Here is a 22,658-nt window from a genome sequence, read left to right as displayed (position 1 = left end):
TTAATACTGAATAAATTGCACAAGACAATATTAAGCACTGTTTATGCGATTTTTAAGAGTTAACTCGTAAACCTTGAAAGAACAACTTTATCAGATTTTAAATACGGTAACATTAATTGCTTACCATATTCCCCTTGCCGTAGTTCTGTATAAGAAGCTATGGAAGGATATTCCGGTGCTGATGTTTTCCTGTTATTGGTCCCTGGGTGGCCTGATTAACCTGCTTGGCTCTACTTCCCTGGTTTCCGGTTCCACCTTCGACCTGTGCAGATTAATATTCAATATGATCGATGTCCCCTTTATATTGTATATATTTTATCTCAATACCGGTGTTGCCAGCCTGCGATCCCTTATAAAAGTCCTGATCCCGGTTTTTATTTTTATTGAGATTATGAATGGGATATTCCGTGGCTTCAATGACAACTCATTTAAATATCTTGTAGGGGCAGGTGTAGCTGTGGTGATATCAATTGTTATCACAGAAATAGTTCATTACTTCCAGAAGATGGATCATACTCCGCGTGAGAAAGCTAAAAGTTTTCTCTTTCTGGCTATATTATTTGAGTATGCAGTTTATGTGTACTATTATATTTACGAATACTTCTTGTATGCGGAAAGGGAAGATATGGATATTATTTATTATGGATCTACGCTGATCGGAATCATAATAGCATGCTTTGGCTTTTTTTCAGAAGCCCTGAGAAAGAAAACACAGCAGTCGCGAGGTCCCCGGCAACATGAGGTGTTGATCAACATAATCGACTAATAACTCTAGCCTTAATCTTACCGCCGCTATTGATCTGCCAGCAGCGCGATTATCCTTCCTCTTAGTTCATTAATCAAATTGGTTCATTCAACAAACAAATTAGTTCCGCGAGTGTGCATATCGCGGTAAGGATCGCTGCTATCCAGAATCGAACTAACAGTACGAGTTGGTGCACGGCAATGCTTAGCAAACTGAATTTAGTAAAGAGATACTATTTAAGTAAGGAAATACTAAGTAAAGTGATACTATTTAAGAAAAGTTGTAGACTGAAACCGGCTTTTTTAACTTTGTGCACTTACGGATTGCAATCAGGAAAAATACATTCTTAATCAGATTGAAAAGGGAATTAATGATCCACACGTTCATGCTCTGCTCTTCTGAAGTAATAAAGAGAAAGAGGTTGCCAGCCAGGTAAAAAAGACAGCCAATAACAATATAAGCCCCCGGATTATCGAATATCGGTTCGAGGTTTTCAAGATTTAGTTTTTCACTGAAGTAAAGAATGCTATACACAATAATAAGAATTGCTTCTGTTCCTGAATTAACATTATCGAATTGTTTGCTTCCAAAGTCCATAAGAGTGACGGTTACCATCACCATAAAGGCAAATGACCCAACGATCACTATTTTTTGGTTTACCGGCTTCGATAGCAGCATATAAAATATATACGCAAAACAGGCATATTCAAGTAATGTGAAACTGAACAATATTTCAAAATTTGAATCTTCGGGTGATATCGATAAAAACAGGTCGGTAAGAAATGAAATTCCTGAATAGATGGCTAGCCATCTCAGAATTTTTTTAAGGGATTCACTTTTGGAAATAATGAATGCAATCAGCACAAAAAGCGTACTCAGGGAGGATGTTAATCCTACAATCCTAATTAGGGAGTCCATAGTTATCAGATTTCGAGGCGAAAAGTAGACATTATGTGCAGATAATCACAATAAAAACTACAGTTCTATTATTGCATAAGCGATTTCACTTACGTAAGGACCACCAGGGTATTTAGCGCTGTAGTCCAGATTGAGCCAGTATTGTCCATTTTGTTCATGGTAATACATATTGTCTATCGCCTCGTTGCCGAAGAGATAAACAATGGCTTGTTGCATTCTTTCAAACGATTTCTCGTCCCCGACCAACAATTCCGGGTAAAGGTGTCCCTCAGTTAACACCATTCTCACATGACCCCCGATCGCTTTCAGGCAAGACACCATCAACAACGTGTGATCGTCACAGTCACCACCCATTCCATTAAGAATAGTCTCCTTTGGTGTTGCGAAATATTCGTCACGCTCAGAGTCTGAAACATATTTGAAATGTGAATTGATATACTTGAAAAGTGAAAGAAGCCTTACCATGGAACCGTACTTCATATGATATTCATCGAAGTAATCGAGGGAATGTTGAACTGCGAAGTTCCTGACCACCGAATCCTTGTAATCGACTTTTGACTGTAGCGATTTTACCGTTTTTGTAAGCGGGCCATCAAAAAAAGAGGCACTGACTACCAGGTTTTTCTCCTTTTTATCATTGTTCCCCCAATTGTTTTCAACCATGCTACGGTAATCATTAATCATGCTTTTAAAGCCGTACCCATTGGTAAACTGGTTATAAAAGAGTACTACTGCCAGGAAAATGACAGCCGGGATCAGTAAAAACCGAAAAATCCTTAATACCAGCCACGTGAAAAGCGCGGCTAGTATTAAAGATAAAATAAGGTCAAGATTGAATGAACCCACCAATACAGGTGGCAAATAACGGTTTATCACTGGCGCGAGAGGCACAATGGTTAGCAGCCCAATAACTACCAGTAAAATCTTTTTTACATTATGTTGTTTTTCCGATAAATACGCCATAATCTGTCTTACTCATACACTTAACGCAAAATTATACCAGATTTGCATAGACAGGCTGATAAAAGTTTGAGAAAGAATCCGCATTAGTAAAACAGCACTGATTTTAAAGGTTTATATCCGGTTTTTTTAAGCTATTATTCATCATCCTCCTCGTAATAGGCATCCTGGTTATCGTTATATATAGATTCCCATTCCTTCACTTTGTCATCGCCCATTAATTCCAGGATATCATGGATCGTATCGGTCTTTTTCTTCCATTGCATTACAGCATTGTCACCAAAGCTGGTCACAAACATGCAATAGTCAGTGTCCATAGTAATTTTTATCAGGCTAAGTCCCGAATCCTCCTTTTCCTGAATAAGATAATAACATCCTGTTTCTAACAACGCATACGAATACATACAACACTGATTTAAATGTCAAATAATTAATTAACAGGTAATAACTCTCAGAACTACAATGGGTTGAGTAAGAAGTAGAATACTATGGGGTAGTAAAACGCAATAACGTCAGAAGTGCAAATTTACAAAAATCCTTTTCATGAACTCCCGTCACAGGTATTTTTATTGTTAAGTTTCCGGTTCTGGGATTAATCGATTGATTTTTAAGGAATTATCAAATAATTTAAATTATAAAAAAGACAGCAACTAAGTAAAGCTACTGTCTTCCAGGTTTCGGATTATGCGTTAAAAACTACTGTTCGAGCTTTATTTCACCAACTTCTGCGGTTTGACCGTCAATCACAACAACTGAGTCTTTTGCCGCGTTTTTAAATGGAGGTTTAGCCTCAATAATGACCCTGTAAGATCCAGGTTTGGCATCCTTTATTTCATAGGCACCATTAATAATAGTTGCCCTAAGTGTGTCTGTTGGTGATAATGCCCAGGCGCGGGATGCTGCATCGGCAGGCATGATTGTGCCTTTGATAGATCCGGCAGTAAATACATTAAATGCAAATAATCCCGAAGCCACTAGTCCGGCTAAGGAAGCTATAATGAGTTTCGACTTTGTCATAAAAAGAATTTAAAGGTTTTAAAATTGACCTCAAACCGTAAAAGATCAATAGATATGCCATTTAAATAGGCTATTTTATTTTCAGTTTGGGGAAATCAATGCCCAGCCACTTGCAGACATTTCATTTTCATTCATTTAAGTTCTATGCTTTCCTAATTCGCGCGTTTGATTATATTTGCCGGATTTCAGGATTTACGATCCATCGAATATATTGAACTGATTCTTAGTAATTTGTATAAAAAAGCATCCAACAGTCCTTAACGTCTTGATTTATGGCAGACAGCAAAAACCTTTTTGACTATACCGAAGAATCCATAAAAAGCCTCGATTGGAGGGAACATATACGTCTTAGACCGGGCATGTATATCGGTAAACTTGGCGATGGCACAAGTTCCGATGACGGTATTTACGTACTCTTAAAAGAGGTCCTCGATAATTGCATCGATGAGCACACGATGGGTCATGGGAAACATGTCGATATTTCTATAGAAAACAAAACGGTCACTATCCGCGATTATGGTCGTGGTATACCGCTGGGTAAAGTGGTTGACGTGGTAAGTAAAATAAATACGGGGGCCAAATACGACAGCAAGGCATTCCAGAAAAGCGTTGGTTTGAACGGAGTAGGTACCAAAGCGGTAAACGCCCTGAGCAAGTATTTCAAGGTTACTGCCTTCCGTGAAGGAAAAGAAAAAGTAGCCGAGTTCGAGCGTGGTATACTGACCAAAGAGCATAAAGAAGCAAAAACAAGTGAACCAAATGGAACGGAAGTGGTATTTATTCCAGATGAAACTGTCTTCAAAAACTTTCACTACCTGACAGAATACATCGACCAGCAGCTATGGAACTATTGCTTCCTCAATGCAGGCCTGGTACTCAACTTCAACGGAAAAAAATACATAAGTAAAAACGGACTCCTTGATCTTTTGCAAAGAAAAACCAATGCAGATGAGATAAGGTACCCGGTTATTCATCTTAAAGGGGAAGATATTGAAGTTGCCCTTACTCATGAAAATCAATATGGTGAAGAATATTACTCATTTGTTAACGGCCAGTATACAACCCAGGGTGGAACGCATCTCGCTGCATTCCGGGAAGCTTTTGTGAAAACAATCCGTGACTTTTATAAAAAAGATTATGATGCTTCTGATATACGGGCCAGCATCTGTGCGGCTATTTCTGTGAGGGTCCAGGAACCAGTGTTTGAAAGCCAGACAAAAACAAAACTCGGTTCACAGATCGTCTTTGAAAAAGGACCATCAATGAAAAATTTTGTCAATGATTTCTTAGCTAAAGAACTTGACAACTACCTGCACCGGAATCCGATGATTGCGGAACAGATGAAGAAAAGAATCGAACAAAGTGAAAGGGAAAGAAAGGACCTGGCGGGAATAAAAAAGCTTGCAAACGAACGTGCTAAAAAAGCAAATCTTCATAACCGTAAACTACGGGATTGCCGCTTCCATTATAATGATGAAGCTACAGGCAAAGACAAGGATAACATTCTTGAAAAACAAAAAGAAAGTACAATTTTTATTACTGAGGGTGATTCAGCAAGTGGTTCAATTACGAAGGCAAGGGATGTTGAAACACAGGCAGTATTCAGTTTAAGAGGCAAGCCGCTCAACTGTTATGGCCTCACGAAAAAAGTAGTGTATGAAAATGAGGAATTCAATCTGCTTCAGCATGCATTAAATATTGAAGAGGGATATGAAGGCCTGCGCTATAATAATATAGTGATAGCAACAGACGCCGATGTGGACGGTATGCATATCAGGCTTTTGCTGATGACGTTTTATCTACAGTTTTTCCCGGACCTCGTTAAAAATGGTCATGTTTATATCCTGGAAACACCTTTGTTCAGGGTAAGGAACAAACAGGAAACGATTTATTGTTATGATGAAACCGAAAAACAGGCAGCAGTAAAAAAACTCGGCAGTAAACCAGAAATCACAAGGTTTAAAGGACTAGGGGAGATCTCTCCGGATGAATTCGCAAGGTTCATCGGGCCGGATATAAGATTGCAACCGGTAATGATCATGCCTGAAACACATGTGCAACAAATCCTGGAATATTATATGGGCAAAAATACCATGGAAAGACAGGAGTTTATCATCAACAACCTTAAGTTTGAACTTGATCTTGCAGATGAAAAAACACTGGCTGTTTAAAACAGGCAGTGCTGATTTTTCCAGTTTTTCAATAGATTATTAATTATGATTCATATTGTATTTAACACTGCTGATGTAGAAGTATTGCAAAAAGCAATAGGGCTTGATGAAACCTTACAGGGAGAAATCATCGAGATAAAAGACGATTATGCGGTTGGTCCATTAAAAGATATTTATACCGCGGAAGGTATTGAAGCGAGGAAAGAATGGTGGAGACAGGTATTGGCCGGTGGCGATCTTAACGGTCATGTAGATAAAGATATTGTAAACGATAACCGGGAAGTAGAGAACCTTATTGCAAAACTGGATGCCGAACCTGATCAGAAATTGTGGATCTGGGCCGCCCAGAATAAACACGATGTCAGTGGCTATTATTGGCTGCTCAGCTTCCTGAAGCCTTACCAGGGAAGAGTATTCATATTATACCTGAATAACCTTCCATTCATAAATGATAAAGGATTGATCTTTTATCCACAGTCGCTGCATGTTATTCCACCAAAAGAATTTCTCAAAGCAAAAAAGCTTGCCCGACCCATAACATTAAGTGAATTCGAAGTAGATCCCGATGAGTGGACAAAACTCTGTAATGAAGATAAAGGAGTGCGTTTGCTGGAAGGGGGGAAGAAATTGTCCCAGGCCGACTATTCTTTTTATGACCAGGAATTGACAACATTTATTACAAAAGACTGGCAAAAGGCAAACCGCATCATTACCCATTTTCTAAACAAAGGAAAAAATACTACCGGTGATGTATACCTGCTTTGGCGTTTGAAGAAAATGATAGCGGATGGGCTTGTTGATGCACAAGGGGAAATACGAAATATGAAAGATTTTGAATTGAAGGCTAAAGCTGAAGTAACAGCACCAATTGATAATTCTTAAAATTCTTTTATGAAATTCAGGCACGGATTTTTTTGGATGATTCTATCGGCTACGCTTTCTTCCAGTCTTACCTATGGACAGACTCCAGCAGACAAAATGGATGAATTGATAACTGCCTATACGCGGTCATACAAATTTAATGGTACCGTGCTGGTCGCCCATGATGGAAAAATCATTTTTGAGAAAGGGTATGGATTTAAAAATGCAAAGGACTCAACGAAAAATGATGTCAACACTATTTATCAATTAGGTTCGATTACAAAGCAATTTACAGCAACGGCGATCCTCAAACTTGCTGAGCAAAAGAAACTTTCAACCGATGACAGGCTTTCAAAATATTTTCCAGGTTATCCGAGTGGAGATAGTATTACTATAAAAAATCTGCTCACTCATAGTTCGGGTATTTATAACTATACAGAAGACCAGCCTTTTATGAAGTCGGAAGCAGTGAAGCCATCAACAAAAGAAAAAATGATTGCGATGTTTCGCGATCATCCGCTAAATTTTTCACCTGGCTCAAATTATTCATACAGCAATTCCGGTTACTTGCTGTTGGGGTACATCATTGAGCAGGCAACGGACAAACCTTATGAGAAAGTTATCCACGAATTGATCATCACACCGTTGAAGATGAATCATACCGGCTTTGATTTTACAAATCTTAAAAGTCCGGATAAAGCAATCGGATATACAATGCTGAATCAGGTTGCAAAAATCCCCGCAGGTATTGTAGATTCTTCGGTATCATTTGCTGCCGGCGCCATGTATTCAACTGTTGAAGATCTCCTCAAATGGCACATGGCCTTCCAACAAAACCAAATCATATCGAAGGTTTCCACTGAAGCAGCATTTACTCCCTATAAATCTAAATACGGATATGGGTGGACAATAGACACATTATTTGGGAAGAGAACTGTTGAGCATGGTGGAGGGATTTTTGGCTTTAATACATATATCTCAAGAGTTCCTTCGGATAACGTGGTGGTGATTATCCTCAATAATATGAATGTAGGGGGGCTTGAGAATATAGCACATAGTCTCCTGGCTATCATTTTTGGTCGTCCTTACGAAATTCCTAAGGAAAAGTCCGAAGTGCCCGTTGATTCGGGCATTTTAGCACAATATGTAGGTGAATACGAATTTGGGCCAGGTTTTACGGTGAAAATATCGTTGGTGAACAATAAGCTGAAAGTGCAGCCAACCGGTCAGAGTGCCTATGATCTTTTTGCTGAATCTGATCACGAATTTTTTATGAAGATCATCGAAGCAAAAGCAACATTTGTCAAAGGGCCGGATGGTAAGGTAGAAAAATTGTTATGGAAGCAAAGCGGCACTCCGGAGCAAACAGGAAAAAAAATAAAATAATAATAATAGTAGAAGAATTTAATTATAGTAAAAGAGTTGGGTTGATAATTTTTCCAAGCTATGTCAAAATCAAAAAAAGTAGAGTTTGAATTAGGAGACTCCGGGGTATCCGGACAGTACAAAACCTGGTTCCTTGATTATGCATCTTATGTGATTCTTGAGAGAGCAGTGCCAGCCCTGGAAGATGGGCTTAAGCCTGTGCAAAGACGCATTCTCCATGCAATGAAAGAAATGGACGATGGTCGTTATAATAAGGTTGCGAACATTATCGGGCAAAGCATGCAATATCATCCGCATGGTGATATGAGCATAGGCGATGCGCTGGTTAACATGGGTCAAAAGGAATTATTGATAGATACCCAGGGCAACTGGGGTGATATGCGTACGGGTGATGATGCAGCAGCCGCCCGGTACATCGAGGCACGACTCTCGAAGTTTGCGCTGGATGTGGCTTTTAATGCCAAAACTACCGATTGGGCAGTCAGTTATGATGGCAGAAAAAACGAACCGGTAACGCTTCCGATGAAGTTTCCTTTACTGCTCGCCCAGGGTGCAGAGGGAATAGCAGTGGGCCTGGCAACCAAGATTCTTCCACATAATTTCTGCGAAATAATTGAGGCTGCAGTCAAGTATCTGAAGGGAAGGAAATTTGAGCTGATCCCGGACTTTCTCACCAAGGGTATGATCGATGCCACCAATTACAATGATGGCAAAAGAGGAGGTAAAGCAAGAGTGCGGGTGCATATTGAAGAGTACGACAAAAAAACCTTATTGATCAAAGATGTGCCCTATGGTGTTACAACAACACAGTTGATTGATTCAATCATCAAGGCAAATGACCAGGGAAAAATCAAGATCAAAAAAGTAACTGACAATACTGCTGCCGAAGTTGAAATCCAGATTGACCTCGCACCGGGCATATCACCTGATATAACCATCGATGCGCTGTACGCCTTCACAGATTGCGAAGTGAGCGTATCGCCAAATGCATGTGTGATCCTGGATCATAAGCCAATCTTCGTTGGCGCAACCGAATTGCTTAAACATTCTGTTGATAAAACCAAAGAGCTGCTAAAAAGAGAACTTGAGATCAGGCTATCTGAGTTGCAGGATAAATGGCATTATACTTCCCTGGAAAAAATCTTCTTTGAAGAAAAAATATATAAGGAGCTTGAAAAGAAACATGCTACATGGGACAAAGTAATTGAGGCAATCGCGGAGGCTTTTAAACCTTTCCGTAAACAGCTTAGAAAAGATATTGAGCGGGAAGATATCCTGAAACTGACAGAGAAACCGGTGCGGAGAATTTACCGTCTTGATATTGATGAACTCAATCAACAAATCAAGGGCCTCGACGCCGATATAAAACTGGTAAAACATGATCTTGCCAACCTGGTTGAATTTGCAATCAGCTATTATGAAACTTTGCTGAAAAAATATGGCAAGGGCCGCGAACGCAAAACAGAGATCAAATTATTTGATACCATACAGGCAAAGCAGGTAGCTATAGCGAACGTCAAAATTTATGTTAACCGTGCAGATGGCTTTATCGGATCAAGCCTGAAAAAAGATGAATTTGTTGCTGACTGTTCTGACCTGGACGATATCATCGCCTTTACAAAGGCTGGTAAAATGAAGGTGGTGAAAGTAGCTGATAAAGCTTTCATTGGCAAGGATATCATCCATGTTGCAGTGTTCCGTAAAAATGATGAACGTCTTACCTATAACATGATCTATGTAGATGGTAAAAGCGGTGTTAGTTTTGCCAAGCGTTTTAATGTTACGGGAATCACCCGCGATAAAGAATATGATCTGACCAAAGGTGAAGAAAAAACACGTGTTCATTATTTTAGTGCCAATCCGAACGGAGAAGCGGAGCTCGTGAAAATAGTGCTCAGTCCGAATTCATCAGCCCGGATAAAAGAACTGGACTTTTATTTTGAAACACTGGAAATAAAATCAAGGAGCAGTATTGGAAACCAGGTTACAAAATATCCTGTCAAATCTGTAAGGTTAAAAGAAGCGGGTAAATCAACCCTGAGTGGTAAAAAGGTTTGGTTTGATGATCAGTTCGGCAGATTAAATACAGAAGAGAAAGGGAATTTCCTGGGAAGTTTTGAAGCTGATGAAAAGATCCTGGTGATCTATCACGATGGTAACTATGAAATTACGGATACTGAGATTACCCAGCGTTTTGATGCTGAGAATATTATCGTAATTGAAAAATTCAACCCGGAAAAACTGGTTACGGCCATTTACCTGGACAATGAAAAATTACAATTCAATGTAAAACGATTCCGCATTGAAACAACCACACTACACAATAAGTTCCTGTTCATCAAAGAAGGAGAAGGTAATTATGTTGAAGCAGTTACAACACACCCGGCACCGATTGCTTTGATTAAATCAGGACGTGGAACCCAGGCCCGGGTTCAGAAGATCAAGATTGTCGACTTCGTGGAAACAATGGGTTGGAAGGCAGTTGGTAATAAACTTGCCGACTATACCAAAAGCACTGAGATAGAGTGGGGACAGAAGGAAGAGAAAAATAACCAGGCCGAGTTGTTTTAAGAGAATTATGAATTATGAGTTATGAATTATGAAACCAGTTATGAATGAATTATGAATTCATAGCTCCCGATTTCATAAATTCCTTTCATAATTCATAACTCATAATTCATATCTCTCTTAAAATGATTCATAATTCCCTTAAGTTTATTCGCTTTTTAAGGACTTAACCGGGTTAGAAACTGCAGCCTTTATTCCGTTGAAGCTAATAGTTATCAATGCAACAGAAAGTAATACGAGGGCCGCAATTACAAACATCCACCACGAGATTTCAATCCTGTAATCCATTTTGTCCAGGATCTTATTCATCATCCAGGCTGATAGAGGTGCTGCGATAGCAAAACCTATTAACACCGGCTTAAGAAAATCTTTTGACAAAGACATCCAGATACTTTTGATGCTGGCTCCAAGTATTTTTCGGATGCTGATCTCCTTATTTCTGCGCTCTGCGACGAATGCTGATAAGCCGAACAATCCAAGGCAGGATATGAAGATTGCCATGCCACCAAAAAAGGATGCCATTCTGCCACCCGCTTTTATCTCGTCAAATTTTTTTGAATATTCTTCTGAAGTAAATTGGTATTCAAATGGAACATTTGGTTCAATCTTTTTAAAAACTTTCCGGATGGATTCCATTCGGGCAATCATTTTCCCGTCGTTAGTTGTCCTGACCAAAATATTGCTGACCGGATTTTTTGTTAGGAAGATGATAAGCGGTTTTGCATTAGATGAAGGTTCATTGTAAACAAAATCTTTTACAACACCTATCAGGGTGTGATCACCCAACTTTGTTCCGACAGCCGGTTGCTTAATGTTCATTCGCTTCAATGCTGCTTCATTAACAAGGCAAGCACTTGTATCGGCTCCGAATGCAGGATCAAAATCACGACCCTCGCTCAATTGAAGGCCAGCGGTTTTAATCCAGTCATATCTGACAGAAGTGGAAGTGATATAAAAATCCTGATCATCGGTTTTACCCGGCCAGTTCAGTCCATTGAAGGCTGACCCAAAAGAAGTGAGGTTATCATTGCCTCCTGAAACATGCTTTATTCCATCCAGGCTGAGCAATTCGTTTTTAACAATATCAAACTTCTCACCGACATTACCATTGGCAGGTATACGTACCAGGTTTTCCGGATCATAGCCAATTGGCCTGTTCTGTAAATGATCGCTCTGTTTAAGAAGCACAATGACAGCAATAATCAAAAAGCCAGAAATAATAAACTGGAAAGTGACAAGTCCTGATCTTAACAAACTGCGGTTTCCTGCTTTGAAAATCAGATTTTTTAACACACGTACCGGTTGAAAACGGCTTAGATAAAGTGCCGGATAACTGCCCGCAATAAAACCGGTGAATATTCCCAACCCGGCAATAAGTATCCATAATTGCGGATTCGAAAAATCAGGTGTCATTTTATTGCCAATCAGTTTGATGGTTGCCGGAATAGCCAGTCTTGCAAGCACCAGTCCGCAACCCAGTGAGATCACCGTCAACAACATTGCTTCGGTTATAAATTGAAAAACCAGGTTGCTACGGGTGGCACCCATCACTTTCCTTACACCGACCTCACGGGCGCGACGTTCGGACCTGGCCGTCGCGAGGTTCATGAAATTAATACAGGCTATGAGTAAAACAAAAAGACCAATAAAGCCAAGCATCATCAAGGTATCAATGAGACCACCCGAAGGTTTGCCATTACTGAATCTGCCGTGTAATCTTAAGTCTTTAAGCGGGTATAAAAACCAGCTGGTATTTTTTACTTCATTTTGTTTGCGTTTGACCAGTTCATTGATTTTTGCATTAACTTTTTTCAATTCTGCATTTGGCTGTAGCTGGATCCAGGTTAGTAAGGCATAGTGATCCCATCTTTTTGTTGATTCATTTTCCTTTTCATATAGTCCAAACGGCAGTAGTACATCAAACTGAGTTGAACTGTTTTCCGGGATGTTCCTGATTATTGCAGTCACGAGCATGTTATGACTATTGTTAAGTACAAGCGTCTTCCCAACAGCTCTGTCTTTACCAAAAAGTTTAAGGGCAGTTCTTTCTGTCAACACTATTGATCCAGGATTTGCAAGCGACTTGATTATATCACCCTCAACAGCCGGAAAACTCATCATCCTAAAAAAATCAGCTTCGGCGTACATACCTTTTTCATACAAGCTTTTGTCTCCGTATCTGATAAGTTGAGTCCCGGGCTGTGACATTCTTGCCACATATTTTAATTCAGGGAGCTCGTTTTTCAGGTCCGGGCCAAGTGGTCCTTGTGTTATTCTACCGGTCACTATACCTTCAGGGAGTTTTTCATTCGTCATTACCAGGTGTATGCTTTCTAAATTTGCATGAAACTTATCGTAAGCCGATTCTGACTGGATGATGAAAAGGATGATAATAGCAGTAGCCAGGCCTATGGATAAGCCAGCTATATTTAACACAGAAGAGACCGGGTTCTTAAAAAGGCTTCGCCAGGCGATTTTAAAATAAGTTATAAGCATATCTGTTGGTTATTATTATAGACTCAATGAGGCCATATCAATATAACCAACCTGGTGCCGGGAATGCAGCCGCTTAAATATCAACAATATGCGAAAAAAGCCAATTCGTTTCTGTCCGATTCTGAACACCTGGTGTTCACAAATGAAACCCATCAAAAGAATCATTTTAAGAGAATTATGAGTTTTGAGTTATGAGTTATGAAAGAAAATTATGAAATCAGGAGTTATGAATGCATAATTTTATTCATTTCATAACTGGTTTCATAATTCATAACTCATAATTCATATCTCTCTTAAAATTATTTTGCTTTTTTCTTTCGCAGACGGATAGTGGCGTTTTGGGTAAGACTGCTGGACAAATACACCTCGTGGCGATTGATGCCATCGGTGATTATCATGAGTGCAGTATTCGGTGGAATTTTGCCCAGGTTTTCAGCAAGCATACCAAGTTCATTTATTTCTTTGGTGCTATCGAGGGCAAGAAAAATATTGAGCGCACGGTCATTTATAAAATGCTTGACCAGTACAGGGTTTTTGTTTAAGAATACACTGATACTGTCTCCATCTATATCGCCATTATCATAAAAACTTATTCTGACTGAATCTCCTTCAATTTCAATATCCTTAGAGTAAATATTTTTCCGGCTCTCAAATTTTTCAACGAGTTTTTTCTCGGTAACCTCGTCAAGCACAGCCGGTGCAGCAGCAGTAGCTATTGCGGAATTGCCTGCAACTACATCTGCCGGAACAGTTACGGGTTTATTGTTTACAGGGCTGGTTACCACATAGTCTTCTACCTGGGGCTTCCAGAATTTCTTTCCTGCTGTTGTGTGTTTGAGGACACTGTCTTCCGGGGTAGCAACATCAAGTGCCATGTTAACCCGGATTTCGGGGCAGGTATATTTATACTTATCTATACTTTGGAAATTTCCTTTCAATGAATTTTTTACCTGGGAAACAATCAGGGTACCCTGGAAACTCATAGGACATTCAACGCCGTCACGGGTAGAATTGGAACCATAAAATATGACCGGTAGATTTTTTATCACTACCTGTCTTGTCTTCTTATCATAGGTACCCCTGATATAAAAACTCTGATAACTATCTTTGAAATAATAGCCAAAAATCCCGGTTACTTCATCACCTTTCTGGGTTACGATCAGCTCAGTAAGGTAATTGTTGTTTACACCTTCCTTATTAACGTCGGCGCGTCCGTACCAGGAGCCTGATATTGATTGAGAATAACCCTGGCGGACCGACAGTAAAATGATAGCGGACAAAATTGTTCTAAGCATAGCTGTGAAGATATGAGAAATATTTAAGTGAGCGCATCGTGGAAATCCGGCCTTGCTGAGCTGATAGCAAACTAAACGTTAAAGTCCGGAAGCCAGTTTGCAACTGGCGAAAAAAGATCAGCCCTGGAATAATTATACGATCTTTTTGTAAACCGGCTTGATTTATACGTCGTTTAGTTTCAAGCTACTTGATTTAGTCGTTTAATTTCAAGCTACTTGATTTAGTCGTTTAATTTCAAGCTACTTAATTTAGTCGTTTAATTACAAGCTACTTAATTTATTTGACGGTTAATAGGCAAGCCGATGATAGACTGCTCATTTGATCAGGCAGATCATTTATTTTATAAGCCTTTTAAGCTCACGATCATTTTCACGTTGTTTGATTGTTTCGCGTTTATCAAACAGTTTTTTTCCTTTGCCTAACCCGATCTCCAATTTGGCAAGACCTTTATCGTTGAAAAATATCCGAAGAGGTACAATGGTGTAACCCTTATCCTTCATTCTTGATTCAAGTTTTGTGAGCTCTTTTTTGTTGAGCAATAACTTTCTTTCACGAACGGCTATATGATTGTTCACGTTGCCGAAAGAATATTCTGCAATATGAAGACTTTTTATCCAGAGTTCATGTTTATGAAAAAAGCAGAAGGCATCATTAAAACTGGCTCTTCCATCGCGCAGGGATTTCACCTCCGTACCGGCTAACACCAGACCGGCTACATATTTATCCTCGATAAAATAATCGTGGTATGCTGATCTGTTCTTTATTTCTGTCATGATAGTTAATTCTTGAAAAGCTTCAACACTGTAGCTAGTTTATCCTTCAACGTTAGCCTGGGTACGATGAAGTCAAGGAAGCCATGCTCAAGTAAAAATTCACTGCGTTGAAATCCTTCGGGGAGATCACGTTTGATCGTTTCACGGATAACCCTTGGACCTGCAAAACCAATCAATGCTCCCGGTTCTGCAATATTCATATCGCCCAACATTCCGAAAGATGCGGAAATACCTCCGAAAGAAGGATCAGTCAGGAATGAAATATATGGAATACCAGCATCAGTTAGTTGTGATAACTTACCTGATACTTTTGCCAGCTGCATCAATGAAAAAGCACTTTCCATCATTCTTGCACCGCCGGACTTACAGATAATCATAAGAGGCGCCTTTCTTTCCATGCAAAGATCAGCTGCCCTGGCAATTCTTTCTCCCATTACGCTGCCAAGAGATCCACCAATAAATTCAAAATCCATACAGCCAATAACCAATGGTAAACTTTTTACCATTCCATATCCAATCCTTATAGAATCAGTGATATCTGTTTTTGCCCATGTTTCTTCCAGTCTTTTTTCGTAAGATTTAAGATCAGTGAAATGCAGGAAGTCTTTTGACCGGATATTTTCAAACAAGACTTCGTATTGGTTGTCATCAAAAATGATCTCAAAATATTCTGAACTACCAATCCGGTGATGATGTGAACATTTGGGACAGACAAATAAATTTTCACGAAGTTCAGTTACCGTACATATATAATTGCATTCCGGACATTTAGCCCACAGACCTTCCGGGGTTTCTTTTTTTTCGGCCGTGCTTGTTAATATGCCTTTTTTAATTCTTTTGAACCAACTGGCTTTTGTTTCTTCGCTATTACCTTCTTCACCTGCCAGATTTGCTTCAAAATCCTCATCTTTCCTCATTCGGTTGAATTTAGTCGGCTAAGATATGAATTTTACAGTATTGATTAAGCGTAGCAGCCTCATACTGCAGTAGCTATACCATAAAAGAGTTTGCAAAAATATTAATTCAACGTTGATAAGTTGGCCTTGCTGCAGTATTTTTGCACCAATTTGTACAGCACCACAATGTTAGATACTCAATTAATCTTGCTGGTTGGTCCAAATCGCACACCCGTCTATCTATTTACTGAGCAAACCCAAAGACAAAACATTAAGCATGAAATGGTCCGAATTCTTTACATCTTCCATTGGTAAGAAATACGTAATGGCTGCAACTGGTCTCTTTCTGATCAGCTTTTTAGTGATTCATGTGGGTCTGAATGCCTGTATCTGGGCCAATGATCAGGGTGAAATGTTTAACAAGGCTGCCCATTTTATGGGATCAATGGTTGTAATACGCATTCTTGAAATCGGGTTGTTTGCTGGCATCCTTCTGCATACAGTTCAGGGACTGGTTTATGAATTCCAGAACCGTTCAAAAAGAAATGTTGGCTACGCAGTTCCACTGGGAAACAAGGGCAGTAAATGGTATCGCCGTTCGATGGGGCTGCTCGGTACCCTGATATTATTATTCCTTATTATGCATGTTTATCATTTCTGGATCCCGAGCCGCTTTGGGGGAACAGGCTCCATTCAGGAACTTGAACCTGTTTTTTATAATGGCCGTGAATATCATAATCTGTATGCTGAAATGTTAAGAGTGTTCCAGGGAAATCCCGCTGTTGTTATCTTATATATTGCCGGTTGTATTTCGCTGGCTTATCATCTTATGCATGGTTTTCAAAGTGCCTTTAAAACAATAGGCGTACACAACAGAAAATATCTGGTGATGCTTAACAACTTTGGTTTGGGTTTTTCAGTTATCGTGGCGGCAGCATTCGCAATGATGCCCGTGAGTATGTATCTTGAGTGGATCCGTTGATTGATCACCGGTTTTTGTATTAAGATCATCCCTAATTAGCATTTTCAATAAATCTTATATGGTAGATTCAAAGATTCCAGCAGGTGTTCTCGATAATAAATGGAGAGATTACAAAGATCATGTTAAGCTTGTAAATCCATCTAACAAACGTAACCTGGAAATTGTAATTATAGGAACTGGTCTTGCCGGTGCTTCAGCAGCAGCAGCACTTGGTGAGCTTGGTTACAAAGTAAAAGTTTTTTGTTTCCAGGATTCTCCGAGACGGGCGCACTCTATCGCTGCACAGGGTGGTATCAACGCGGCAAAAAATTACCAGAACGACGGAGACTCGGTGTTCCGTCTTTTTTATGATACAGTGAAGGGTGGCGATTATCGCGCACGTGAAGGGAATGTATATCGCCTGGCTGAAGTAAGCGCTAATATTATTGATCAGTGTGTGGCTCAGGGTGTGCCTTTTGCCAGGGAATACGGTGGTTTGCTTAGCAATCGCTCATTCGGTGGAACGCAGGTGCAGCGGACTTTTTATGCAGCGGGACAAACTGGGCAGCAATTGCTGATCGGTGCATACCAGGCACTCGAACGCCAGGTTGCACTCGGCAATGTGACTATGTATGCCCGTCATGAAATGCTGGAAGTGGTGATGGTTGATGGCAAAGCAAGAGGTGTCATTGCACGTAACCTGATAAGTGGAGAACTCGAAAGACATTTTGGTCACGCAGTATTGATTTGCAGTGGCGGCTATGGAAATGTTTTCTACCTCAGTACAAATGCTATGGGCTGCAATGTTACTGCTGCCTGGAAGGCGCATAAAAAAGGAGCATATTTCGGTAATCCCTGTTTCACACAGATTCATCCGACCTGTATACCTGTTAGCGGTGATCACCAGTCGAAACTTACCCTTATGTCTGAATCATTAAGGAATGACGGGCGTATCTGGGTTCCTAAAGTGAAAGACAACACAAGTAAGGCGAATGAAATACCGGAAGAAGAAAGAGACTATTTCCTGGAAAGAAGGTATCCCGCTTTCGGTAACCTTGTTCCCCGTGACGTCGCGAGCCGTGCAGCGAAAGAACGTTGCGATGCGGGTTATGGTGTCGGTACTTCCAAGCAGGCAGTTTATCTTGATTTTGCTGACGCTATAAAAAGGTATGGCAGAACCGAAGTCACCAAAAAAAGCCTGACTAACGTGGATGAAGCTGCGATCATAGATCTGGGTAAGGAGGTGGTTAAAGAAAAATATGGCAACCTTTTCGATATGTATCAAAAGATTACCGGTGAAGATCCTTATTCTGTGCCGATGCGGATTTATCCGGCTGTACACTATACTATGGGCGGGCTTTGGGTTGATTATGAATTGATGACTACCATTCCAGGTTTATATTCACTTGGTGAAGCAAATTTCTCTGATCATGGCGCTAACCGGCTCGGTGCATCTGCGCTGATGCAGGGACTTGCCGATGGCTATTTTGTTATTCCTTATACAATCGGAAACTACCTTGCAGACGAGATCCGCGTTAAATCGGTACCGACTGACCATCCTGCTTTTATTGAAGCTGAGAAGGCGGTGAGTGAAAGAATTCACAAGCTTAAAAACATCAATGGTAAACAAACCGTTGAAAGTTTTCATAAACGTCTCGGCAAAATCATGTGGGACAAATGCGGAATGGCCAGGAATGCGAAAGGTTTAACTAAAGCAATTGAAGAAATTCAGCAGCTGAAAAAAGAATTCTGGTCTGATCTGAAAGTGCCGGGCGAAATAAAAGAAATGAATCCTGAACTTGACAAAGCAAACCGCGTTGCTGATTTTATTGAACTGGGCGAACTGATGTGTCGGGATGCTCTTAACAGGAACGAAAGTTGTGGTGGCCATTTCCGCGAAGAGATGCAGACCGAAGAAGGTGAAGCAAAACGTGATGATGCAAATTATTCTTATGTGGCAGCCTGGGAATTCAAGGGTGAAAGCGATTGGCAGTTACACAAAGAAGAATTGGTCTTTGAAGTTGCCAAACCAAGCCAGCGGTCTTATAAATAAACTGTTTCATAAACAGGCTGTTCAATTACATTAAATAAAACTAACACGAAATACGCATGGAGCATTACACAATGAATCTCACCCTGAAAGTCTGGAGACAAAAAAACCAGAATGAAAAGGGGCGTTTTGAAACTTACCAGGTTAGCGATGTCTCGTCGGAGATGTCATTCCTTGAAATGTTTGATGTCTTAAATGAAAAATTGATTCTTGAGGGTAAGGACGCAATTGCTTTTGATCATGATTGCCGTGAAGGTATCTGTGGCGCTTGCTCCATGTATGTTGATGGACGTCCGCATGGACCCTGGAAGGCAAATACAGTATGTCAGCTCCACATGCGCGCATATAAAGATGGTGATACCATTGTTGTTGAACCATTCCGGGCCAATGCATTTCCTGTAATTAAAGACCTGATGGTAGATCGTAGTGCATTTGATCGTATCGTTCAGGCTGGTGGTTATATCTCCGTGAATACAGGTAATGCAGTTGATGCAAATGCAATACCTGTTGATAAAGAATATGCCGATGAGGCCTTTGCAGCTGCGGCTTGTATAGGTTGCGGTGCCTGTGTTGCAGCATGCAAAAACAGCTCGGCGATGTTATTCTTATCCGCCAAAGTTTCGCATCTTGCGTTATTGCCACAAGGTGGTCCGGAAAGAAAAACCCGTGTGCTAAATATGGTGGCACAGATGGATAAAGAAATGTTTGGAGGATGTAGTTTTACAAATGCCTGTGAAGCTGTATGTCCAAAAGAGATTTCTGTGACAAATATTGCCAGGTTAAACCTGGAATATATGGCAGCCGGTTTAACATCAAAAAAATAGTACACTCACAATACTTATTTAAAAATCTACAGGATATTCCATGTCGTATCCCGGTTGCCCTGGCAACCGGGATTTTATTTTATGGCTAATATCAAAATACGGCTCAAAGGTTAAAATATAATAACATTTAATAAATATACTTTAGCCTGCTAAAAGTTTTATGGGTATTAAGCTCTCTGTCTTCCAAATTTCCGTTATCTTTTGCATCCTAACTTTCTCTCTGATTTTACAATAAACTCCCCAATATGAACAGTTACACAGCTCCTGCGAATACCAGGATTGGACATATACATTTGAAAGTATCCGACCTCGAGGTCGCAATCAGCTTTTACCATTCACTTCTTGGATTTGAGTTAATGCAGCGTTATGGCACGGAAGCCGCCTTTGTGTCTGCAGGCGGTTATCATCACCATATAGGTTTAAATACCTGGTATAGCAAAAATGGTCCGCGTGCAGATGAAAGAAGTCCCGGTCTTTTTCACACCGCCATCGTTTATCCAACACGTAAGGATCTTGCTATAATACTTAAAAGGCTGGTTGAAGCAAAGTATCCGATAACAGGCGCATCTGATCATGGAGTTTCCGAAGCCATTTACCTGGATGATCCGGATGGAAACGGGGTTGAATTATATTGGGATCGTCCGCGCGAAGAATGGCCCCTTGACCCGGAAGGTAAATTGCATATGGTTACTGAAAGACTTGACTTACAGGAACTGATTTCTCTGGCTGATTAACAGAAGTGAAACCATGCGCTGGCTAACTGTAACAAACAATATTCGCTGGCTAACTGTATCAAACAATATTCACTGGCTGGCTAACTGTAACAACCACTATGCCCTGGCCGATTAACTGAAACAAACTGCTATGCAAAAATGTTATTTTGTTTTTATCATCTGGCTATTGACCGGATGTAATAATCAAAACAATTCAATGAACGAAAAATACAAATGGCCGGAAGACCTGAAACCACCCCTGGCCTCAAAAATAGCGAAAGAGCTTACTGCACATGATGACAAACGCAGCGATGAATACTATTGGCTGAACGACCGCAAGAACCCGGAGGTCATCAAATATCTTGAAGCCGAAAATACATATACTGATTCCATGCTGGCAGGTACAAAAGGTCTGCAGGAGAAGTTGTATACGGAAATGAAATCCAGGATCCAGGAAAAAGATGAATCCCTGCCATTTTTTGAAAATGGTTACTGGTATTATAACAGGTATGAAGAAGGATTTCAATACCCCGTGACAGCAAGAAAAAAGGGACAGCTTACAGCATCTGAAGAAGTGTTGCTTGATCAGAATAAGATGGCGGAAGGTTTGAAATATTTCAAGATCGGGGGCTATGCAGTCAGCGATAATAACGCACTGATTGCTTATACTACTGATCCTGTCAGCAGAAGACTTTTTAATCTTCAGTTTAAAGATCTGCTAACCGGGAAGGTATATCCGGAAGTGATTCCTAATGTAGAAGGATCTGATATCGCCTGGGCGGCAGATAATAAAACCGTTTTTTATATTCTCCAGGATACAGTGACTTTGCTGGGTTACCAGGTTTGGCGCCATACCTTAGGCACTGATCCTTCAGCAGATGTATTGATGTTTGAAGAAAAGGATAACCGCTTTTCGCTTTCGGTCGTAAGATCAAAGTCAAAAAAATATGTTGCCATAATCTCAGCTATCAATGAACTCACCACGGAATATCAATTGCTGGAAGCCATAAATCCTGCAGGTGAATTCAAAATATTTCATCCAAGAGAAGAGGGCATACAATACCAGATCCAACATATTGACAATAAATTCTACGTTCTTACAGATTGGAAAGCGCCGAATTACAGGTTAATGGAAACTCCCGAAAATCAAACCAATAAAGAAAACTGGAAAGAATTAATTCCAAATAGTGATAGTATTTACCTGACAGGCATGGAAGTGTTCCGAAATTATATGGTCATCTCAGAAACAAAAAATGCATTGAGTCAGTTGCGGATTATAAACCTGGGTGACAAATCACAATATTATATTTCTTTCGATGAAACCGCATACACAGCCAGCATCAACATTAATCCGGAATTCAACACAGACACCCTGCGTTTCTCCTATTCGTCAATGACAACCCCTGTTTCGCTTTTCGATTTTAACATGGGCACAAAAGAGCGGGTGCTCATGAAACAGATTGCTGTACTAGGCGGTTTCAAAAAAGAAGATTATCAATCGGATCGTTTATGGGCCACAGGTCGCGACGGGACAAAAATCCCTGTGACTATTGTTTACAAAAAGGGCATTGAAAGGAACGGCGAATCACCATTGCTTTTATATGCTTATGGCTCATATGGATACAGCATGTCTCCATATTTTTCGACTACCAATCTAAGCTTGCTTGACCGTGGTTTTGTATATGCGGTTGCACATGTGCGCGGTGGACTGGAACTCGGAAGATCCTGGTACGACAATGGGCGGATGATGAACAAGAAAAACACCTTTTTTGATTTCATTGATGTGGCTGAATTCCTGGTTAAAGAAAAATACACTTCTAAGGAACATCTTTATGCCCAGGGTGGAAGCGCCGGCGGGTTATTGATGGGAGCGATTGTAAATTATCGACCGGACCTTTGGAAAGGTGTGATTGCACAGGTTCCTTTTGTAGATGTGATTACAACGATGTCAGATACAACCATACCACTAACCACACTTGAATATGAAGAATGGGGAAATCCCACGGATAGTGCAGAGTATCAT

At 40.3% G+C, this 22,658-nt stretch carries 18 protein-coding genes; 10 read left to right on the top strand and 8 right to left on the bottom strand.

Annotated elements, in window-relative coordinates; all coding sequences use genetic code 11:
* Positions 1 to 73: 73 nt before the first annotated feature.
* Positions 74 to 766, top strand: coding sequence for a hypothetical protein (locus VK664_RS12085; protein WP_461398918.1), 693 nt, complete (start codon positions 74 to 76; stop codon positions 764 to 766).
* Between the two features lie 249 nt (positions 767 to 1,015).
* Here VK664_RS12085 and VK664_RS12080 read toward each other — a convergent pair whose 3' ends face one another.
* The 4 genes from VK664_RS12080 to VK664_RS12065 all read right to left on the bottom strand — a co-directional run bounded on the left by VK664_RS12080 (position 1,016) and on the right by VK664_RS12065 (position 3,640).
* Positions 1,016 to 1,663 carry a hypothetical protein gene (locus tag VK664_RS12080; RefSeq protein ID WP_461398917.1) on the bottom strand — a complete coding sequence of 216 codons (648 nt, stop codon included), beginning with the start codon at positions 1,661 to 1,663 and terminating at the stop codon, positions 1,016 to 1,018.
* Between the two features lie 57 nt (positions 1,664 to 1,720).
* Positions 1,721 to 2,626: an Asp23/Gls24 family envelope stress response protein gene (locus VK664_RS12075; protein ID WP_461398916.1), complete on the bottom strand. Its 906-nt coding sequence runs from the start codon at positions 2,624 to 2,626 to the stop codon at positions 1,721 to 1,723.
* A 134-nt stretch (positions 2,627 to 2,760) separates the two neighbouring features.
* Positions 2,761 to 3,027, bottom strand: a complete 267-nt coding sequence (locus VK664_RS12070; RefSeq protein WP_461398915.1) for a hypothetical protein — start codon at positions 3,025 to 3,027, stop codon at positions 2,761 to 2,763.
* Between the two features lie 292 nt (positions 3,028 to 3,319).
* Positions 3,320 to 3,640, bottom strand: coding sequence for a carboxypeptidase regulatory-like domain-containing protein (locus tag VK664_RS12065; RefSeq protein WP_461398914.1), 321 nt, complete (start codon positions 3,638 to 3,640; stop codon positions 3,320 to 3,322).
* 272 nt (positions 3,641 to 3,912) lie between these two features.
* Here VK664_RS12065 and VK664_RS12060 point away from each other — a divergent pair, with 272 nt between their 5' ends.
* The 4 genes from VK664_RS12060 to VK664_RS12045 are packed head-to-tail and all read left to right on the top strand — an operon-like array spanning position 3,913 to position 10,629.
* Complete coding sequence (locus VK664_RS12060) at positions 3,913 to 5,811, top strand: DNA topoisomerase IV subunit B (RefSeq protein WP_461398913.1); 1,899 nt, start codon at positions 3,913 to 3,915, stop codon at positions 5,809 to 5,811.
* Positions 5,812 to 5,856: 45 nt separating this feature from the next.
* Positions 5,857 to 6,693, top strand: coding sequence for a DUF1835 domain-containing protein (locus VK664_RS12055; protein ID WP_461398912.1), 837 nt, complete (start codon positions 5,857 to 5,859; stop codon positions 6,691 to 6,693).
* A gap of 9 nt (positions 6,694 to 6,702) precedes the next feature.
* Positions 6,703 to 8,058, top strand: a complete 1,356-nt coding sequence (locus VK664_RS12050; protein ID WP_461398911.1) for a serine hydrolase — start codon at positions 6,703 to 6,705, stop codon at positions 8,056 to 8,058.
* Between the two features lie 60 nt (positions 8,059 to 8,118).
* On the top strand, positions 8,119 to 10,629 hold the full coding sequence (locus VK664_RS12045; RefSeq protein WP_461398910.1) for a DNA gyrase/topoisomerase IV subunit A: 2,511 nt from the start codon (positions 8,119 to 8,121) through the stop codon (positions 10,627 to 10,629).
* Positions 10,630 to 10,773: 144 nt separating this feature from the next.
* Here VK664_RS12045 and VK664_RS12040 read toward each other — a convergent pair whose 3' ends face one another.
* The 4 genes from VK664_RS12040 to accD form a co-directional block, all read right to left on the bottom strand.
* On the bottom strand, positions 10,774 to 13,122 hold the full coding sequence (locus VK664_RS12040) for an ABC transporter permease (protein ID WP_461398909.1): 2,349 nt from the start codon (positions 13,120 to 13,122) through the stop codon (positions 10,774 to 10,776).
* A gap of 299 nt (positions 13,123 to 13,421) precedes the next feature.
* Positions 13,422 to 14,417, bottom strand: coding sequence for a hypothetical protein (locus tag VK664_RS12035; RefSeq protein WP_461398908.1), 996 nt, complete (start codon positions 14,415 to 14,417; stop codon positions 13,422 to 13,424).
* 336 nt (positions 14,418 to 14,753) lie between these two features.
* The gene (smpB, locus tag VK664_RS12030; RefSeq protein WP_461398907.1) at positions 14,754 to 15,191 is read right to left on the bottom strand and encodes an SsrA-binding protein; all 438 of its coding nucleotides are present in this window, start codon (positions 15,189 to 15,191) and stop codon (positions 14,754 to 14,756) included.
* 5 nt (positions 15,192 to 15,196) lie between these two features.
* Positions 15,197 to 16,108, bottom strand: coding sequence for an acetyl-CoA carboxylase, carboxyltransferase subunit beta (gene accD / locus VK664_RS12025; RefSeq protein ID WP_461398906.1), 912 nt, complete (start codon positions 16,106 to 16,108; stop codon positions 15,197 to 15,199).
* Between the two features lie 256 nt (positions 16,109 to 16,364).
* Here accD and VK664_RS12020 point away from each other — a divergent pair, with 256 nt between their 5' ends.
* The 5 genes from VK664_RS12020 to VK664_RS12000 form a co-directional block, all read left to right on the top strand.
* Positions 16,365 to 17,069, top strand: coding sequence for a succinate dehydrogenase cytochrome b subunit (locus VK664_RS12020; RefSeq protein WP_461398905.1), 705 nt, complete (start codon positions 16,365 to 16,367; stop codon positions 17,067 to 17,069).
* Between the two features lie 58 nt (positions 17,070 to 17,127).
* A complete protein-coding gene (locus VK664_RS12015) occupies positions 17,128 to 19,101 on the top strand; it encodes a fumarate reductase/succinate dehydrogenase flavoprotein subunit (protein ID WP_461398904.1) in 1,974 nt (657 codons plus the stop codon).
* Between the two features lie 56 nt (positions 19,102 to 19,157).
* The gene (locus tag VK664_RS12010) at positions 19,158 to 19,922 is read left to right on the top strand and encodes a succinate dehydrogenase/fumarate reductase iron-sulfur subunit (protein WP_461398903.1); all 765 of its coding nucleotides are present in this window, start codon (positions 19,158 to 19,160) and stop codon (positions 19,920 to 19,922) included.
* Positions 19,923 to 20,167: 245 nt separating this feature from the next.
* Positions 20,168 to 20,656: a VOC family protein gene (locus VK664_RS12005; RefSeq protein ID WP_461398902.1), complete on the top strand. Its 489-nt coding sequence runs from the start codon at positions 20,168 to 20,170 to the stop codon at positions 20,654 to 20,656.
* A gap of 130 nt (positions 20,657 to 20,786) precedes the next feature.
* Positions 20,787 to 22,658, top strand: a 1,872-nt coding sequence (locus tag VK664_RS12000; protein WP_461398901.1) for a S9 family peptidase, incomplete at its 3' end; no start/stop codon positions are given.

This window comes from Flavitalea sp. (assembly GCF_035489435.1).
In the GTDB taxonomy this organism is placed as follows: Bacteria; Bacteroidota; Bacteroidia; order Chitinophagales; family Chitinophagaceae; genus DATHKG01.
This window is presented reverse-complemented; position numbering and strand designations above follow the sequence as displayed.

Coding starts and splice junctions, on each gene's coding strand:
- VK664_RS12080 (WP_461398917.1), bottom strand. CDS start 1,663: ATGGACTCCCTAATTAGGATTGTAGGATTAACATCCTCCCTGAGTACG.
- VK664_RS12075 (WP_461398916.1), bottom strand. CDS start 2,626: ATGGCGTATTTATCGGAAAAACAACATAATGTAAAAAAGATTTTACTG.
- VK664_RS12070 (WP_461398915.1), bottom strand. CDS start 3,027: ATGTATTCGTATGCGTTGTTAGAAACAGGATGTTATTATCTTATTCAG.
- VK664_RS12065 (WP_461398914.1), bottom strand. CDS start 3,640: ATGACAAAGTCGAAACTCATTATAGCTTCCTTAGCCGGACTAGTGGCT.
- VK664_RS12060 (WP_461398913.1), top strand. CDS start 3,913: ATGGCAGACAGCAAAAACCTTTTTGACTATACCGAAGAATCCATAAAA.
- VK664_RS12055 (WP_461398912.1), top strand. CDS start 5,857: ATGATTCATATTGTATTTAACACTGCTGATGTAGAAGTATTGCAAAAA.
- VK664_RS12050 (WP_461398911.1), top strand. CDS start 6,703: ATGAAATTCAGGCACGGATTTTTTTGGATGATTCTATCGGCTACGCTT.
- VK664_RS12045 (WP_461398910.1), top strand. CDS start 8,119: ATGTCAAAATCAAAAAAAGTAGAGTTTGAATTAGGAGACTCCGGGGTA.
- VK664_RS12040 (WP_461398909.1), bottom strand. CDS start 13,122: ATGCTTATAACTTATTTTAAAATCGCCTGGCGAAGCCTTTTTAAGAAC.
- VK664_RS12035 (WP_461398908.1), bottom strand. CDS start 14,417: ATGCTTAGAACAATTTTGTCCGCTATCATTTTACTGTCGGTCCGCCAG.
- smpB (WP_461398907.1), bottom strand. CDS start 15,191: ATGACAGAAATAAAGAACAGATCAGCATACCACGATTATTTTATCGAG.
- accD (WP_461398906.1), bottom strand. CDS start 16,108: ATGAGGAAAGATGAGGATTTTGAAGCAAATCTGGCAGGTGAAGAAGGT.
- VK664_RS12020 (WP_461398905.1), top strand. CDS start 16,365: ATGAAATGGTCCGAATTCTTTACATCTTCCATTGGTAAGAAATACGTA.
- VK664_RS12015 (WP_461398904.1), top strand. CDS start 17,128: ATGGTAGATTCAAAGATTCCAGCAGGTGTTCTCGATAATAAATGGAGA.
- VK664_RS12010 (WP_461398903.1), top strand. CDS start 19,158: ATGGAGCATTACACAATGAATCTCACCCTGAAAGTCTGGAGACAAAAA.
- VK664_RS12005 (WP_461398902.1), top strand. CDS start 20,168: ATGAACAGTTACACAGCTCCTGCGAATACCAGGATTGGACATATACAT.